Source organism: Nitrospira sp. CMX1 (assembly GCF_054902215.1).
On the sequence record NZ_JBUBKD010000018.1, the window covers coordinates 1 to 15776 of the forward strand.

Sequence of the window (15776 nt, forward strand, 5' to 3'; positions counted from 1 at the left end):
TCCCAATGTTCACGTGCGGCTTCTTCCGCTCGTATTTCGCCTTCGCCATACCCTAACTCCTTTGTCTAAACCCCAGAGGGCTTCATCTCACCATCCCATACAGTTGGGCAATACGTCAGGTCGAGCAATCCACTCCATTCACCGATGTAACCCAAACCTACATGGAGCCCACGACGCGGATCGAACGCGTGACCTCGTCCTTACCAAGGACGTGCTCTGCCAACTGAGCTACGTGGGCCTCTCGACTTCGTCTCACGTCGCCCGGTATCCGTGAAGCACATTTCGGCGACATTCGGCACTCTCAGCGCTTCACGTCTTTTCTGGAGCGGGCGATGGGATTTGAACCCACGACAGCCAGCTTGGAAGGCTGGAACTCTACCACTGAGCTACGCCCGCGTCTTCCCGCATAGTCCTGAGTGCTCAGTGCTGAGCCATTGATCCTGATGCCTATCGCACTCAGAACTCAGCACTCACGACTCGCCCGCTTCACGCCCCTGCCAAGATACTTCCCACCTCAACCCACTCACTCGAAAACATGAAAAACGCTTATCCAACTCGCCCACTCAATCAAAAAAACTCAGACCCACTAACACTCAGGATGCTCACCTGTTCGCATGCCCATGCGCTCTCGCACTCGCGGCCGAGCAAGCACCGCTATGGTGGGCAGGCAAGGATTCGAACCTTGGAAGACATAAGCCAGCAGATTTACAGTCTGCCCCCTTTGGCCACTTGGGTACCTGCCCGCGATGATTCATCGATCGATCACACCAAACTGCGTAGCGCGAAATAACGAACCGCTCAACAAAGACACATAGGCCTATCCGTGCACAACCCTCTGCCTCAATCTTCAATACAGATTGATTCCTTGAAGTGCTCGGACAGGCTAGATTACGAAATGCCGGATTCTATTGACGAACTTTCATTATGTCAAGAGGAGAATTTGACCTCGGGCGTTTTTAGTTTGCACGCGGTTTCACATCCATACAGGTAGATCGCCAGGGTGGACCAAATGACGCGTCGACCATCTTAACAAAATCATCCGAAAAACCAAACACTTGTTCCATAAGGACAAGGGCCTCTTCCAACGAGAGCTGTGAAGATTTAGCCAAGTATCGTTTCTGCGCAAGACGTCGTTCATCTGGATCTACCGGAACATAGTACCCACGAAACTCGCCCTTCTCAAAGGCTGCCTTGAACCGATCAATCCATTGCTGCGCCTTCCGTTGCCCAAGAACTACAGACCTCCCTGTCTGCTGTTGCATTTCCAGCTGACTCCATATGACCCAGCCGACAAAGACCGCCCAGGTTTCATTCAATGCTTCCCATGATTCCGCCTCCGTCAAATACCGTGACTCCACTTCGTCCATACGTTGAACAATTGGAGCAATCATGACCTCTCCATATCGACACGCCTGCTGTATTTTCGCAAAACGCACGAGCGTTTCGGAGTGGCGCTCGGCCTCACCGAGTTGGATGCTTTTGGCCGTGAGGTAATCCATGTAGGCATGAAACAGTTCATGGTACAACACCTCCAGCTCCTTGTGCGTCATCCTACCAAGCGGCTTAAGCACTCTCCCCGCAGCATTGAGCGACACCGTTCGATTGAGAAGCATCCGGTGCTCACCGGGATGATACTCAGCGGCATAGGTTCGAAGATCATCGAACTCAAAACGGATAAAGTCCGGTGGGAGCACCTGCAGGAACTTCGTCGGCAAGTGCAATCGTTCTGCTTCTACCAGAAGACGCGCCCAAGACTGGCTTGCACTCTCCTGTTCGGTATGAGGCCTGTTCGCCGCTTTCGCGAGAACAGTCGCCCCCCACCACCAACAGCACCACAGCAGGAGGAACCGAATCATGAAGTATTTCATACGCACGGGAAGGACAACCAACGGCCATCAACAAGAAGTGCCCATCAATAGGAATCGTGTACCATTCCCCAGTCTCCTCCACCTTCTTCAACAAGGGCAAGCGTGTCCAGCAGGTCAGAAGAGACATGATCGAGAAATCGAGAGGGTTTGGAGAGCAACATCCCACTCGTCCTATCGTACACGTTAATGGGATAGGTCAAAAACAAATGCCGCTTGGCTCGCGTGACGGCCACATAGAACAGACGTCGCTCCTCCTCCAGCTCCTCATCGGTGAGAAACGAATAGGCGGACGGAAACCTACCGTCGACGACCCAAATAACAAAGACACACTGCCATTCCAGTCCTTTCGCAGAATGGATCGTCGAGAGCACCATCCGCTCATCATCACGGTCAGATTCCTCCACACCCACGGCACTCCCATCCGGCGGTTCCAGCGCGAGGTCAGCCAGAAATTCATCGATACCGTGATAGCCCTCGGCGATCGTGTGGAGATGATCCAAATCCCTCGTGCGTTTCGGATAGTCGTCGTAGTGATCCTTGAGAATCGGCAGATAGTACTCGTAGATATGATTGACGTGCTCAGCCGGCTGCCGATCATCCGATCCAGCCAGGCTCTCCAGTGTATTCGCTAAAGCCTTGAGTCCCTGTCCGGAACGACCATTCACTCCACGCAGCACGTCAAATGGCCGCTCAGCCTTCACAATTGCTGCGAGTAAGTCCTGCGCCTTCTTCGGCCCTATCCCTTCCACCAACAGCAGCACACGGTGCCAGCTCACCGTATCGAGTGGGTTCGCGACGACTCGCACATGCGCGAGCAAATCTTTGACATGAGCGGTCTCGATAAACTTCACCCCCCCGCGCTTGATAAAGGGCAACCCCTTGCGGGAGAGCTCGATTTCCAAGTCAAAGGAATGAAAACTGGAACGGAACAGCACCGCCACCTCACTCAGCGGCACCCCTTCTTCACGTAGCTCAAGAATCTTCTGCGCGATGAACCGCGATTGGGCATTTTCCCCTGCGGCCTCCACCAGAGCCGGCAGCGGCCCATCGATCTTTCTCGTGAAGAGGCGCTTCGTATACTTCTCGGTCGCTTCCTCGATAATGCAGTTGGCTAAGTTCAAAATCGGCTGAGTACTGCGATAGTTTTCTTCCAGCTTATAGACGGTCGTGCAGGGGAACAGTTCAGGAAACTCCATGATGTTCTTAAACGTCGCGCCCCGAAACGCGTAGATGGACTGCGAATCATCGCCGACCACCATGACATTCTGATGTGTCGTCGCCAACTGACGGATGACCTCCGCTTGCAACCGATTCGTGTCTTGATATTCGTCCACGAGGATATAGCGATACTGACGTGAAATGTTCGTGCGAGCCGCCTCATCGAACAAGAGCAGCTGTCGCAGCATGACCAGCAGGTCGTCATAGTCCAAGAGTTGCTTTTGCCGCTTCGCCGCCTCATAGGCCTTCGCGAGCCGCCCCAGATCCTCCGAGTGATCCGCAAAATGGCTGAACTCTCCCAGAATGATCTCATCGAGACTGCGCAACGTATTCGCGCTCTTACTGATCATCTCCATGATCGTCCCCTTGCGGGGGAAGCGCTTGTCTTTTTCGTTCAGTCCGAGCTGTGACCGCACCAACGCGATGAGGTCCTCGGCGTCACCACGATCCAAAATTGTGAACCCCGGCTCGACTCCGATCGATCGGCCGTACCGCCGCAGCAACAGATTTGCCACTGAGTGGAATGTGCCGCCGCAGACCCGATGGCTACTCGTCCCAATCAGATCACTGGCCCGTTCCAACATCTCCTGCGAAGATTTCCGGGTGAACGTGAGCAGCAGAATATTCGACGGATCCACGCCGGAATCGATCAGATAGGCTACACGATAGACCAGCGTGCGTGTCTTACCGCTGCCGGCTCCCGCAATGACCAGCGAAGGCCCTTCGCCAGCCGTCACCGCAGCCAGCTGCTGAGGGTTCAGCGCAGCCGCAAAATCGATGGACAACTTGCGCGGCACGGCTTCCTCAGTCGGCCGTTTCAACACGTAGGTTTTGACTTCTCGTTCCATGGAAATGCGCGTACCGAAAATATCCGCTCAGGAAAGGTCGTTGTATACCACACCCACCTGCGCTTTCCTATCCGCCCGAGACCGCTGTCCAGAGTTTGTAAACCAACCAGATGATGAAAGCGATCATAAGCAACAAGATCGCCACCGTCCCGCCGATGATTCCGACAACATAGAACCAGTCGACATGGGTCTCGCGATCCGGCTTGCGGGCTGCTTCGCGGAGCAGAGAGGCATTTCTTACGTGACTCCGAAACCAGACCGAGAAGAGATCTCCGACAATTGGAATGGCCCCGACCGTCCCATTAATCAACAGATTGAGACTCATACGAGTCAGCACAATGCGTGGCACCTGAAGCCGTGTCGCGATACCAAGGATCACCGTCCCGATCAGATTGGCAATGACATCACCGATCCCAGGAATCAGTCCGAGCAGCGGATCCAATCCAATCGACCACGACGTCCCAGGAATTCTGATCGACGCATCCAGCACCTTGGCCAGAATATCCGCGATTGACAGCAGATGTTCGCGCGCCTCATCACGTGGCAAGACTGTGATCCGTGGCTCCAACTCTGTATTTCGCACTGAACTGAGTTCCATTCGAAGAACCATTCGACAGCGGCGCGCTCACTTTATCGGAAGGGACGAGGTATGGGCAATGTATCCCACTTCTCCATATTCATGAAGCACTGTCTCTCAAGCAACCGATTGACCGGAGCATATTGACCGGAACATACTGCCCGCTACATTGACTTGGTGCCGTGCCCGCTGAACTCGGGTAGAGCCCCTAGGCAATGGATCAAGAGTTCCACCTCTTTGCTCCCCACGCATATCTCCGCTATAATCCGGCGTTGAGTTGGAAGGCCCATGGCTACAGCAACCACTGAATACAAAGAACGCCTGCGCCAATTGGCTGAACTCATGCTCGCCGTGTCGGGCGAATCGGTCACCATGATGAAACGCAATGCCCCTGAACAGGCGCTGAAGCTCAAGCGTCAGGATGAGTGGGGTATCTACCTGGAGTTCCTCAAGATCATGTTCAACCTCACGGACCGCTTGGTCGCGTTGCATGTTCCGCTGAAAGATCAGCTGGAATTCATGAACGGGCTCGAAGATGCCGTGACGCAACAGTTGAAACAGGCGCTGGAACCGGCCTTCGGCAACAATGCGGATCAGATGGAAATTGTGATGACGATCGGCACCACCGTGGCCGAGAGTCGCCAGACCTACGAGCACTACAAATTCCTGATCACCGAAGACTCCAAGACCAAAAATGAGATGTTCCGCACCTTCGGTGAGAACGTGGCTGAGGCACTCGGCGCACCACGCAACGCACAGCTGAGCGCGGCAGCATCACTCTGCGCCAGCGCAGTGGTCCCGGCGCTCAGCGCCGTGCTACAAGGACAGGCGCCGCCTGTTCGGGAAGCGGCGCCGCCGAGCTCTCCAGTGAATGCACGCTCGACCGAACAGAGACCATCAACTGGTCAAGAGATCAAGCTCGTCAGCCTCATGTCGAGCGTATCTGGCGAGGAAGTCGAAACCCGCTGGGGGCTTCACCCTCGGTTCCGCGAGGATCTCACCGCTTCCGAGCTGCAGCAACTCACCAAACTCTTAAACCGTGTCGCAAAAATCCTTGGCGAACGGTATGCCTCCGTGGCATTCTCTAAAGAGTGGGCCACGTGGCATAAGGCAGGGCACGCCTAATTCCCACCGGTAGCTGCCCGTCATTGCTCATACACATTGCTCGCCTTTGACCAAAGGAGTGTTTGTGGATTCTACAAACTCGACGAAGAGTGCGCTCCCCCAGAACTTGCATCGTCTCCCCGAGCTGGCACGAAATCTCTGGTGGAGCTGGACGCTGGAAGCTCGCCAATTGTTTGAAACCATTGATCCAACTCTGTGGTTCCTGACAAACCATAATCCCGTCAAACTTCTCGCCGATATCCAGCCGGACCGGCTGACCCGCCTGGCTGAGGATCCCTCATTTCTTCGCCAATATTCAGCCGTTTTTCGCCTGTTCGATGAATACCTAGCCAATAAGAAAAGTTGGACCGGTACTCACCATGCCGACTTGGCAAAGAAGACCATCGCGTACTTTTCGGCCGAGTTTGGGCTGCACGCCTCCGTGCCGATTTATAGCGGCGGGTTAGGAATATTAGCCGGAGACCATTGTAAAGAAGCGAGTGATCTTGGGCTACCGTTCGTCGGCGTTGGATTCATGTACCCCCAAGGCTATTTCCGTCAGCGCATTACACCCGAGGGCTGGCAAGAAGCCGCCTACGCACCCTTTAACCGTGATGAGTCACCAATCCATTTGGCCCAGACTCCGTCCGGAGAACCCTGCCGGTTTACCGTCGACATGGGCAATCGGCGCGTGACCGCGGCAGTCTGGAAACTGCTGGTGGGCAGGATCACGCTGTTTCTCATCGATACAGACGTACCCGAGAACAGCCCTGAAGACCGCGCGCTCTCAGCCCGACTCTATGGCGGAGATCAAGAAATGCGGATCTGCCAGGAAGTTCTGTTGGGAATCGGGGGCGTGCGCATGTTGCGTTCGCTCGGGATCTCTCCGACCGTGTGGCATGCCAATGAGGGGCACTCGGCCTTCCTGACCTTGGAGCGGATGCGCGAGTTGGTGCAAAAGGGCTCATCCCACGCGGAAGCAAGTGAGATCGTTCGGCAAAGCACGGTGTTTACTACACACACCCCTGTCCCAGCTGGACACGACGTCTTCCCCCATCATTTGATGGACCGCTACTTTTCCGGGTACTGGGAGCAACTGGGTCTTTCGCGCGACGAATTTCTGCGCCTGGGTGAAGCTCCCGAATCGCACGGTGGATTCAACATGACGGCATTGGTCATGCGCCTCTCCGCCCATGTCAACGGCGTCAGTCGGGAGCATGGCCGCGTCACGCGCGAGATGTGGCAACACTTCTGGCCTGGATTGCCGATCGATCAAATCCCGATCCGAAGCGTCACAAACGGCATTCATGCACCAACCTGGATTTCACCGGAACTCCACCACCTCTACAGCAAATCACTCAGCCCGACCTGGACACAAACCTGCGACGACCCCGCCATGTGGCAACGGGTGATGGATGTTCCTGACCATGAACTGTGGGCGGTTCGCCAAGCGATGAAACGGAAGTTGATGGGATTTATCCGCGAGCGGGCCAGAGCCGGCTGGATGCATGGGCATCTCCAACCTTCGCAAGTGCTCACACGTGGAACCCTCATGGACCCTGAGGCGTTGACAATCGGATTCGCCCGCCGGTTCGCAACTTACAAACGCGCGACGCTGCTTTTCCGAGATCTCGAGCGGCTCAAAGCGCTGCTCCAAGACCGATGGCGTCCAGTCCAACTGATTTTCGCGGGCAAAGCCCACCCCGCCGATGAGCCAGGCCGGTACTTCATCCATGAAGTGCTGTCGTTCTGCCACGATCATAAGCTCGGCGGTCGCGTGGCATTCCTTGAAGATTACGAAATGCATATGGCAAAGTACCTCGTCCAAGGCGTCGACATTTGGCTGAATACTCCTCGCTTTCCTTTGGAAGCCAGCGGTACCAGCGGCATGAAAGCCGCCCTGAACGGGGTGCTGAACCTGAGCGTCTTAGATGGGTGGTGGGTTGAAGGGTACAACGGAGCTAATGGATGGGGCATCCAACCGCTGAGTCAGCAAGCGGATGTGCAGGCTCAAGATCATCACGATGCGGAACAGCTCTATCGCCTCTTGGAACAGGAAGTCGTCCCGCTGTTCTATCAACGCGATCGAGACGGTATTCCGCGCGGCTGGCTCCAAATGGTGAAAGAATGTATTCGCACCACCGCGCCTCAGTTCTGCACCACACGCATGTTGAAGGATTACGTCAGCCTCATGTACCGCGCCGCTACGGTGCGTATGCCCGCGACATGGTAATTCGGTTTGAGCAACCGGACCGCGGTCTGCTGCACACGCTTCCCCTTCATCTGACCACCGTCGCGCTTGCGATGGTTGGACTAGTTGTGTTTCTTGTTGGACCGGCTGTCGTTGCCGCAGCGACAGGGACACCTTCTCCAACCGAATCGAAAGCTGCCGCGCTCTTCAAGGCAGGTGATTACCCGGAAGTCACAGCGCTCTACCGAAGCCTTCCGCAAGACGTGATACCTTCCAGAGAATTCCTCCGCCTTGCCCTGCAGAGCTACCTCCGCCTTGGACGAACAGACGAGGCCCTCTCCATCTATTCCAAACTGTCCCAGTCTGGGCAATCTCACGATGCGGTGCTTCTTCGCCCATTGGCACTTGGAGTGATTACGAGCCACGTGCGAGATCGAAAGGAGCATATCCGCATAGCCGCTTACTCGGCCCTCGCAGACTTAGGGCTACCGGAAACTGCAGCCGTTCTAGAGGACGGATTGCTGGATCCCTCCGTCGTCGTACGAGCACGAGCCGTCGAAGCGATTGGGAAAGCCGGCCTTGCCCCGAGGTCCGGCGCCTTACGCCGCGCGTTGCGGGATGAGATGCCGACCGTCCGCATCGCCGCGATGACCGCGCTTGGAGGAGCACAAGCCGCCGACGTTCGACAACAATTGATTGACGTGGCTCGTACTGAAGATGGTCCCGAGTCCATTTTTGCTTCCGCAGCCTTGGTCATGTTGGGCCATTCAGAACGACTGGCTGAGATTACCAGTGCCGCAACGTTACCGGACGCGGAATCCAGGATGGCGGCATTGGGTGTCTTGGGGCGACTCAAACGCCCAGCAAGTCTCGCCGTCCTGGCACAAGCCGTCTACGATCCCGATCCATCAGTCCGCGCCTTTGCTGCCGGTGCGCTAGGAGAATTTGGTTCTCCCGATGGTGCGGCTCCGCTGACACATGCCATTGGAGACGAAATCGCAATGATTCGCGGCGTCGCAGCGGCAAGCCTTGGGAAACTCGGCATCAAGGATAACCGACCGCTGCTCTTGGCACTGACTCGCGATCCCGATGCCCATGTGCGTGCAAGTGCTGCAGAAGGATTGCTTCGCCTTGACGATGCCTCAGCCATCGCCCTGGCAGCTGAGCTAGCTCGACATCCCGATCCATCTATTCGAGGTGCAGCAGCCCAAGCTGTGAGTGCCTCACGGGATGAGCAGGCGCTCACAATATTGCAATCGCTGTTGTTAGACCAACAGCCACTCCCGCGGTTGATGGCTGCCAAGGCATTGCGAAAAAGCAACGACGGAGCCGTCCCTATTTTGGTACAAGGGTTACGCGATACGGATGAGGCAGTACGCATCGCGGCGGCGAACAGCCTTCTTCAGCAGTTAGGCAAGCACCCTGCACCAACCCGACGCCGCTAACGCAGGACCACTATGGCCAAATTTCTCACAAGCTTGTTGCTTCTCGTCGGCGCATTTGGAGCAGGGTATTATGTCGGGCAACGACCCGTCGGCACATTGCAGCAATCCGTCTCCGACCTCCAGCAATCGCTGAAAGAGGTGTCGAGAAATGTTGTGGATACGACGCTCAGCATCGAACATGATCTTCGTCGTCGTCAGGGACTCGTCGAAGCCAAGTCCCGCTTCTTACAGGCAAAGGTATACGTGATCGACCGGAATCATAGCGAAGCCGTGAAGGAGCTGGCAGGAGTGATCGAGGCACTAGAGGCCATGACTAAGGGAGCCAAGGCCGACGACACCACGGCGGCGTTGCGCCACCTCGTTGATTCGCTACGGGACGTGCAATTAGAACTGACGACGGGGAAACCGATCTCGTTCAAGAGAATGGATGAACTGCAGCAACGGATGGATCAACAGCTAAATAAATAGCTCACGCGTTGGTAGACTCTGAGGTCGGCTGCTTCTTCCACTTCGCCAAAATCCGCTCGACCCGCATTTTCACGACCATATCAGAGTCTTTGAGCAACGGCTTGATCGCCTCACGCCCGCGATCATCGCCAATTGACTCCAATGCCGCAGCCGCCGTCAAGCGTGTAAACCAGTCCTTATCTCCAAGCATCTGGATGAGAGGATCGATGGCCTCGGCACTTTTAATCCGTCCCAATGCAAGCACGGCGCATTTCCGAACGTTTTCATCCTTATCACGAAGGGCAGGAATGAGCTTCTCGACGGATGGTGCACCCAACGCAACTAAGGCATCGATCGCATCGTCTTTAAACTCATCGTTCCGAAGCTGAAGCATCAGGGGATCCAGCACGCGCTCGTCACGTATCTTCCCGAGTGCCGCTATGGCATACTTGCGCACCTCCCAGTCACGGAGGAGCTTGAGCAACGTCTCAACCGCAGGCGATCCCACCTGACCCATCGCCTCAATAGCGACTTCACGGACCTGCCAATCACCATCCCGCAAGGCACGCGCCAATGGTTCAACACACCGCTCGTCCCCCATTTCTCCGAGGGTGATCACGGCCTCGCGGCGAACCACCCAGTCAGAGTCTGCCAATAGATCGATCTGGATATCGATCTCGTCCTTGACCTGCTCTTCTTCCAGTACAGCCGAGTCTAAGCCAGCCGTTTGCGGCTCAACAGCGAAAGATTCCGTTTGTACCTGCTCAGCAGTAGTCCCACCAACCGGTTCATCACCAATTGGCTGGCTAAGGGGATTAATGTCTACTGGGGAGCCTTTTGTCTTAGAATCCATGGAATCAATTAGTCTCTTGACACAATACCTTGCACGAGAGCGATTATGCTGATGCGGGAACAGCGGCGCCTTTGCTTCCGGCTGCCCGTTTTTTTCGCTGCACCAGGGCCCGCCTCTTGCGCTGCTCCCGCTTTAACCGTTTCTTCAAAGAGCGGAGAGCGGCATCCCCTTCAGGATTACCGTGATTGGTCGCCTTTGTGACAATCTTCTTCTTTAATTTCGCTTCATCGGATTCTTGCGCGCGCTTCTTGGCCATCGACTCATGCCTCCCCTTCATGTCGATTCATATAGATGGTCTTCGGCTTATAGAAAGAGTGCAGTCTAGTGGAGAGCTTTACGCACTGTCAACCTGAATGGGGCCTGTAGGTATGCTCTCAAAATGGACATGTCTTTGTGAGGGGACATCAGCCGATGGATTTACAAGTTCTGCTTCTTGATGAGCGCCTACCGACATCACGAGGAAATAAACTCACGGCGCTCAGCTAAGGACCAATGAGGCAACCGGAGTTTGGATCGGATCTACTACAGACAAGATGGCAAGTGCCCACCGGTTCCTCCTCGCAATCCAGAGGTCGCCAGGGGAATTTCGTGCTTGAGACGTCATACCCTGTGATGTCCGATCGACTGGAAGCATTCGACCGGTAAGAACGGATGACATTGGCCCGGTAAATTGCTCTGCGAGCAGCAGCAGCTCGGGACGGCGTTCACCCACAACCTCTAGCTGCACGTGTGCGACCCCTTCACGCTCCATTCCGAGAAGGACGGCCGCCCTATGGGAGAGATCAAGAATCCGCCCCTTTTCATAAGGCCCTCGGTCAGTCACCCGCACATGGAGATGTTTGCCATTCGACAAATTGACGACGCGGACCACACTCCCGAGCGGAATCGTCCGATGCGCAGCCGTCAACCCTTCCATATCGAATATTTCGCCATTCGCGGCCTGCCTTCCATGAAACTGTTCACCGTACCAGGAGGCGACCCCGCGATCTTTAATCCCGACATCCAGCTGCACCTCCCCTTTGGGGACCCACGAGCAAGCCCCCAACGACAGACACAACACCAGGGCAAAAGAACTCTTCGAGAAGAGCCGATTGTGCGGAACGTCCGTGCTCATACTGGACTTGCCTCCCTCTGAATGCTGACGTACTCCGAATTTTCGATCGACTCAGAGTATGAAAGGTTTGGCACTTCGACAACACCGACGGGAGTACCCCTCTCCCCCCACCTCCGTATAGCTCATCCTTGTTCAAAAAAGTACCTATATCACCCATCGAACGGAGCTCCTATATAACCGAGGCACGCTATAAGTTCAACACCTGATGGTGGTTGAGGCGAATGACAAGATGGAAGAGTGTCACCTCCATTTCTTGAGTGAGTTCCTTATTTCTCAATGCATTCCGAGAGACAGCCATCGCATCGAGCCCGCTTATTTTCGACCTGCGGAGAAAGTCCACCAGTCGGAATCCTGCCACCATATTGACTGCATCGGATGGAGTGAGTAAGATCCACCCGACAAGGGCTGTTAGTCTGAGAGCAGTACTGCTCCATATTCTCCACAGCTGTTCGCACCGACATCACTTTCGTGATTGACGTTCACAACATTACAAAACGATACGGCCATCATACGGCCATTGATCGCGTTACCTTTTCTGTCGCCAAAGGGGAAGTCCTGGCCTTTCTTGGCCCCAACGGGGCCGGCAAGACCACCACAATGCGGATTCTGACCTGTTTCATACCGGCGACGGAAGGCACGGCACGCATAGCGGGTTTCGACTGTACCGATCAACCCTTGGAGGTGAAGCGGCAGATCGGTTATCTACCGGAAACACCGCCGGTCTACCAGGAACTGACCGTCACGGAATATCTGACCTTCGTCGGACAACTCCGTGGCATGGCAGGACCAAGACTCACCTCGGCGCTCGACCAATCCATCGGGCGGCTTGAGCTGGGTGCTGTGCGACACCGGCTGATTGGGAACCTCTCCCGTGGCTATCGGCAGCGCGTGGGACTGGCACAGGCATTGTTGCATGATCCTCCGGTCCTGATTCTCGATGAGCCAACCGTGGGCCTTGACCCGAAACAGATCATTGAAATTCGGGAACTCATCAAGAGCCTCGCCGGCTCGCATTCCGTGATTCTCAGCACCCATATCCTTCCCGAGGCGACGGCCGTCTGCCAGCGCGTGGTCATCATCAATAAGGGTCGGATCGTCGCGGAAGATACCCCTGAGCAATTGTCGGCGCGTTTACGTCAATCGGAAAAGGTCTCGCTGACGCTGAAGTCCCGCCCTGCGGACTGTGAGACAAAACTGCAGGCCATCCCAGGTGTTCTTCATGTGCTTCCTGGACAGGGAGGAGGCACCTTCCTTATCGAATGTGAGTTGGGCCGTGACCTGCGTGATGAACTCGCACGCGTCGCCGTGATGAACCAATGGGGGCTACTCGAACTCCGGACGGTGTCCATGACCTTGGAAGACGTTTTCCTCCAGCTGACACGTCACGAAGAGCACTCCACCGAAACAACAGAGGCCACCGTGAGCATGGCTACCGCGGGAAAGACGTACACATAGCAAGCTGCGGAAATACTCGTTTAATGCGAACATTATGACTGAAAGTTTCCATACGATGCTCATGCCAGAACACTTCAGGATACTCAAAAAGGCTGTCCAGCAAGGCCGCAGCAAGTGAAGAGGCGAGGCGTAATCCATTTTCACCCGCCCACCCACTGCCTGTCGGAACAGGCGTTATCCCGGCGGTACGTTGAGTCTCTGAGGTTCACGCCGCGCCGAATAAGGCGCGGCACGCTTGTGAACGCCGCCGAGATGGTGAGGCGGCTGTATCTTGCGAGAACGCCGCTGGCGGACTTTTTCAGCATCCTATTAGGAGCTGTATGACCCCGGTACAGGCCATGATTGCCAAGGAGCTGCGCGTCTATTTCGTCTCGCCCATCGTCTATGTGGTCGGAGCAGTCTTTCTGCTGATTTTCGGGCTACTGTCCTACCTCTACGTCGGATTCGCGGGCGCGCAGGCCATCCAATTGATGCAAATGCAAGGTGGGCCGGCCCAGATTAACCTAAACGATCTGGTCTTTCGAAATCTCTTTGCGAGCATGCGAATCGTCCTCCTGATTATCTTGCCGATATTGACCATGCGATTGTTCGCAGAAGAACGCAAGTTGCGGACGTTCGAGTTTTTGCTGACCTCGCCGCTAAGGGTCAATGACATCGTCGTCGGCAAGTTTGTCAGTGTGTTTGTCATCTATCTTGGCCTGGTGGGACTCACCGTACTGGTCCCGAGCGTGCTGATGCTCTTCAGCGACTTTGACTGGAATCCCATCTGGACCGGCTATCTCGGCATGGTGCTGCTGGGGGCCCTGTTTCTTTCCGTAGGCGTATTCGCATCGGCAGTCACGGAGAACCAAATCGTCGCCGCCTTCATCAGCTTCGGCATGCTGCTCACGGTCTGGTTGATCGCCGGGCTGGGCAGCCTCTTTGGGGATACCACCGTGGGTCATATCATCTCGTACGTGTCCTACATGGAGCACTACGACCGCCTCGTTCGGGGGCTGATCGATACGAGCGACCTGGTGTACTTCGGAAGCGGCCTCGTGCTCATGCTGTTCTTGACACATCGAGTCGTGGAATCGACGCGCTGGAAATGAATCTCCAATCTTTTCCCCTCGGCATTCTGGGAGTCCTGCTCGGCATCGGTGGCATGATCGCCTACAGTCTTCGACCGGACTGGCTATGGGCCGTGACCATATCCGAAGGATTGGCGCTGGCCTGCCTGGTCTCGTTCTTTGCACTCCATTTCGAGACCGTCAAGGCCTTCTCTGGTCGACGCTCAACGAAGATGGGGTTGAACAGCTTTCTGATGATCATACTCTTCACGAGCATTCTGGTGATCGTGAACTTTCTGGCATCACGGCATTCAGTCCGATGGGATCTCTCAGAAAACCAGAACTTCACCCTTGCGCCTCAAACCTATCGAGTGCTTCGGACCCTCCCACGCGACGTCAAGATCACCGTCTTCACACGAGAAAAGGATCCCGGCTATCAGGCCTTCAAAGAACGCTTAGAGAGTTATCGGCAAGCCTCGACCAAGCTGAGTGTGGAATTCATCGATCCGGAAAAGCAGCCGAAGGTGGCCCAGACATACGGCATTTTTCGGACTGACACGGCCATCTTCGAGAGCAACGGACAGACGATCCGCGTAACGTCCCCATCAGAAATCGAACTGACAGGCGCATTGATCCGGATCTCCAAGGACTCGAAAAAGCGGATTGTCTTCGTTGAAGGCCACAGTGAGCTGAATGTCGAGGACAAAGACCGGAATGGTCTGTTCATTGCGAAAGAAGCCTTGATTCGCCAAGGGTATGATGTTGGGACTGTCTCGCTCCTGAAAGAATCAACCGTGCCCGACAATACGTCTGTGTTGGTCCTCGCCGGTCCACGTCGTTCCGTCATGAAGGAGGAGCAGGATCGTATTCACGCGTATGTTGAGAAGGGCGGTCATCTATTGCTGCTGGCTGATCCCGATACACAGACAGGGCTCGAAACGCTGCTGACCCGCTGGGGACTGGGCCTGGGCCCCGGTGTCCTGGTCGATCTTCAAGATCGGTTAGCCCAGGGAGACCTCACCGCACTGCTGGTCAGAACATTTACGGAACATGAGATCACGCAAGACCTCACCTCGGCCGTGCTGTTGCCGCTGTCACGACATATCACCTTCGATGAGCAGATCGGCAAAGACTGGGACTTCGTCCCACTCGCCAGAACCTCGTCCAACAGCTGGGCTGAAACGAACATGCAAGGCCGGGTAGTGAGCCTGAGTGAAAAAGAAGACGTGAAGGGACCTCTTCCTATGGCTGCAGCACTGTCGCCCAAGAAGGCCCCAAAGGAAGGCAAACCTCGCCCCGCCATTGTGGTGATCGGCAACTCGACCTTCGCCTCCAACGCCTTCTTCAATTTCCCAGGCAACAGCGACTTTTTCCTCCATACGACCGGTTGGTTGGCCGAGGAACGAGACTTGATCTCCATTGCACCGAGAGAGCCGGCATTGCACCCCTTCACGCCCAATCCCACGCAGGAACGTGCGTTGATTTACATCCAGGTTATCTTACTGCCGCTCATGATCTTCCTGACCGGCCTCATTGTGTGGAAAAAACGCCGACGATTATGATGAATCTTCTTTTCACCCTCTTCTCTGTAGGATGGTCAAATTGGC

The 15776-nt window shown here is 55.5% G+C and carries 13 protein-coding genes and 3 tRNA genes; 7 read left to right on the forward strand and 9 right to left on the reverse strand.

The genetic code is table 11. The features are described from left to right. Positions 1-162: 162 nt before the first annotated feature. From ACYX34_RS05825 to ACYX34_RS05850, 6 genes are all read right to left on the reverse strand, one after another. Positions 163-238: transfer RNA gene (locus ACYX34_RS05825), tRNA-Thr, on the reverse strand. An 83-nt stretch (positions 239-321) separates the two neighbouring features. Then, positions 322-396, reverse strand: a tRNA-Gly gene (locus ACYX34_RS05830). A gap of 261 nt (positions 397-657) precedes the next feature. Continuing rightward, positions 658-743 (reverse strand) — tRNA-Tyr (locus ACYX34_RS05835). Positions 744-956: 213 nt separating this feature from the next. Continuing rightward, positions 957-1856 carry a hypothetical protein gene (locus ACYX34_RS05840; protein WP_462075618.1) on the reverse strand — a complete coding sequence of 300 codons (900 nt, stop codon included), beginning with the start codon at positions 1854-1856 and terminating at the stop codon, positions 957-959. A 56-nt stretch (positions 1857-1912) separates the two neighbouring features. Beyond that, entirely contained in the window at positions 1913-3934 is a 2022-nt protein-coding gene (locus tag ACYX34_RS05845) for an ATP-dependent helicase (protein WP_462075619.1), read from the reverse strand. A 67-nt stretch (positions 3935-4001) separates the two neighbouring features. Further along, a complete protein-coding gene (locus tag ACYX34_RS05850; RefSeq protein ID WP_462075620.1) occupies positions 4002-4532 on the reverse strand; it encodes a DUF4112 domain-containing protein in 531 nt (176 codons plus the stop codon). Between the two features lie 267 nt (positions 4533-4799). On the opposite strand from ACYX34_RS05850, the gene ACYX34_RS05855 reads away from it, so the two are divergent. The 4 genes from ACYX34_RS05855 to ACYX34_RS05870 all read left to right on the forward strand — a co-directional run bounded on the left by ACYX34_RS05855 (position 4800) and on the right by ACYX34_RS05870 (position 9719). Continuing rightward, positions 4800-5636, forward strand: a complete 837-nt coding sequence (locus ACYX34_RS05855; RefSeq protein WP_462075621.1) for a hypothetical protein — start codon at positions 4800-4802, stop codon at positions 5634-5636. A 64-nt stretch (positions 5637-5700) separates the two neighbouring features. Then, the gene (gene glgP / locus ACYX34_RS05860; protein WP_462075622.1) at positions 5701-7848 is read left to right on the forward strand and encodes an alpha-glucan family phosphorylase; all 2148 of its coding nucleotides are present in this window, start codon (positions 5701-5703) and stop codon (positions 7846-7848) included. After that, positions 7842-9251 (forward strand): HEAT repeat domain-containing protein, encoded by a 1410-nt coding sequence (locus tag ACYX34_RS05865; RefSeq protein WP_462075623.1) that lies wholly within the window; start codon positions 7842-7844, stop codon positions 9249-9251. The genes glgP and ACYX34_RS05865 overlap by 7 nt, the downstream gene beginning before the upstream one ends. Before the next feature lie 12 nt (positions 9252-9263). Continuing rightward, positions 9264-9719, forward strand: coding sequence for a hypothetical protein (locus ACYX34_RS05870; protein WP_462075624.1), 456 nt, complete (start codon positions 9264-9266; stop codon positions 9717-9719). Between the two features lies 1 nt (position 9720). Here ACYX34_RS05870 and ACYX34_RS05875 read toward each other — a convergent pair whose 3' ends face one another. The 3 genes from ACYX34_RS05875 to ACYX34_RS05885 all read right to left on the reverse strand — a co-directional run bounded on the left by ACYX34_RS05875 (position 9721) and on the right by ACYX34_RS05885 (position 11665). After that, positions 9721-10551, reverse strand: coding sequence for a HEAT repeat domain-containing protein (locus ACYX34_RS05875; protein WP_462075625.1), 831 nt, complete (start codon positions 10549-10551; stop codon positions 9721-9723). Positions 10552-10594: 43 nt separating this feature from the next. After that, positions 10595-10807, reverse strand: a complete 213-nt coding sequence (locus ACYX34_RS05880; RefSeq protein WP_462075626.1) for a hypothetical protein — start codon at positions 10805-10807, stop codon at positions 10595-10597. A gap of 222 nt (positions 10808-11029) precedes the next feature. Continuing rightward, entirely contained in the window at positions 11030-11665 is a 636-nt protein-coding gene (locus ACYX34_RS05885; RefSeq protein ID WP_462075627.1) for a septal ring lytic transglycosylase RlpA family protein, read from the reverse strand. A 468-nt stretch (positions 11666-12133) separates the two neighbouring features. On the opposite strand from ACYX34_RS05885, the gene ACYX34_RS05890 reads away from it, so the two are divergent. From ACYX34_RS05890 to ACYX34_RS05900, 3 genes are all read left to right on the forward strand, one after another. Continuing rightward, complete coding sequence (locus ACYX34_RS05890; RefSeq protein WP_462075628.1) at positions 12134-13120, forward strand: ABC transporter ATP-binding protein; 987 nt, start codon at positions 12134-12136, stop codon at positions 13118-13120. Positions 13121-13440: 320 nt separating this feature from the next. Then, complete coding sequence (locus tag ACYX34_RS05895; protein ID WP_462075629.1) at positions 13441-14211, forward strand: ABC transporter permease; 771 nt, start codon at positions 13441-13443, stop codon at positions 14209-14211. Further along, a complete protein-coding gene (locus ACYX34_RS05900) occupies positions 14208-15731 on the forward strand; it encodes a GldG family protein (RefSeq protein ID WP_462075630.1) in 1524 nt (507 codons plus the stop codon). The genes ACYX34_RS05895 and ACYX34_RS05900 overlap by 4 nt, the downstream gene beginning before the upstream one ends. Positions 15732-15776 lie beyond the last annotated feature (45 nt).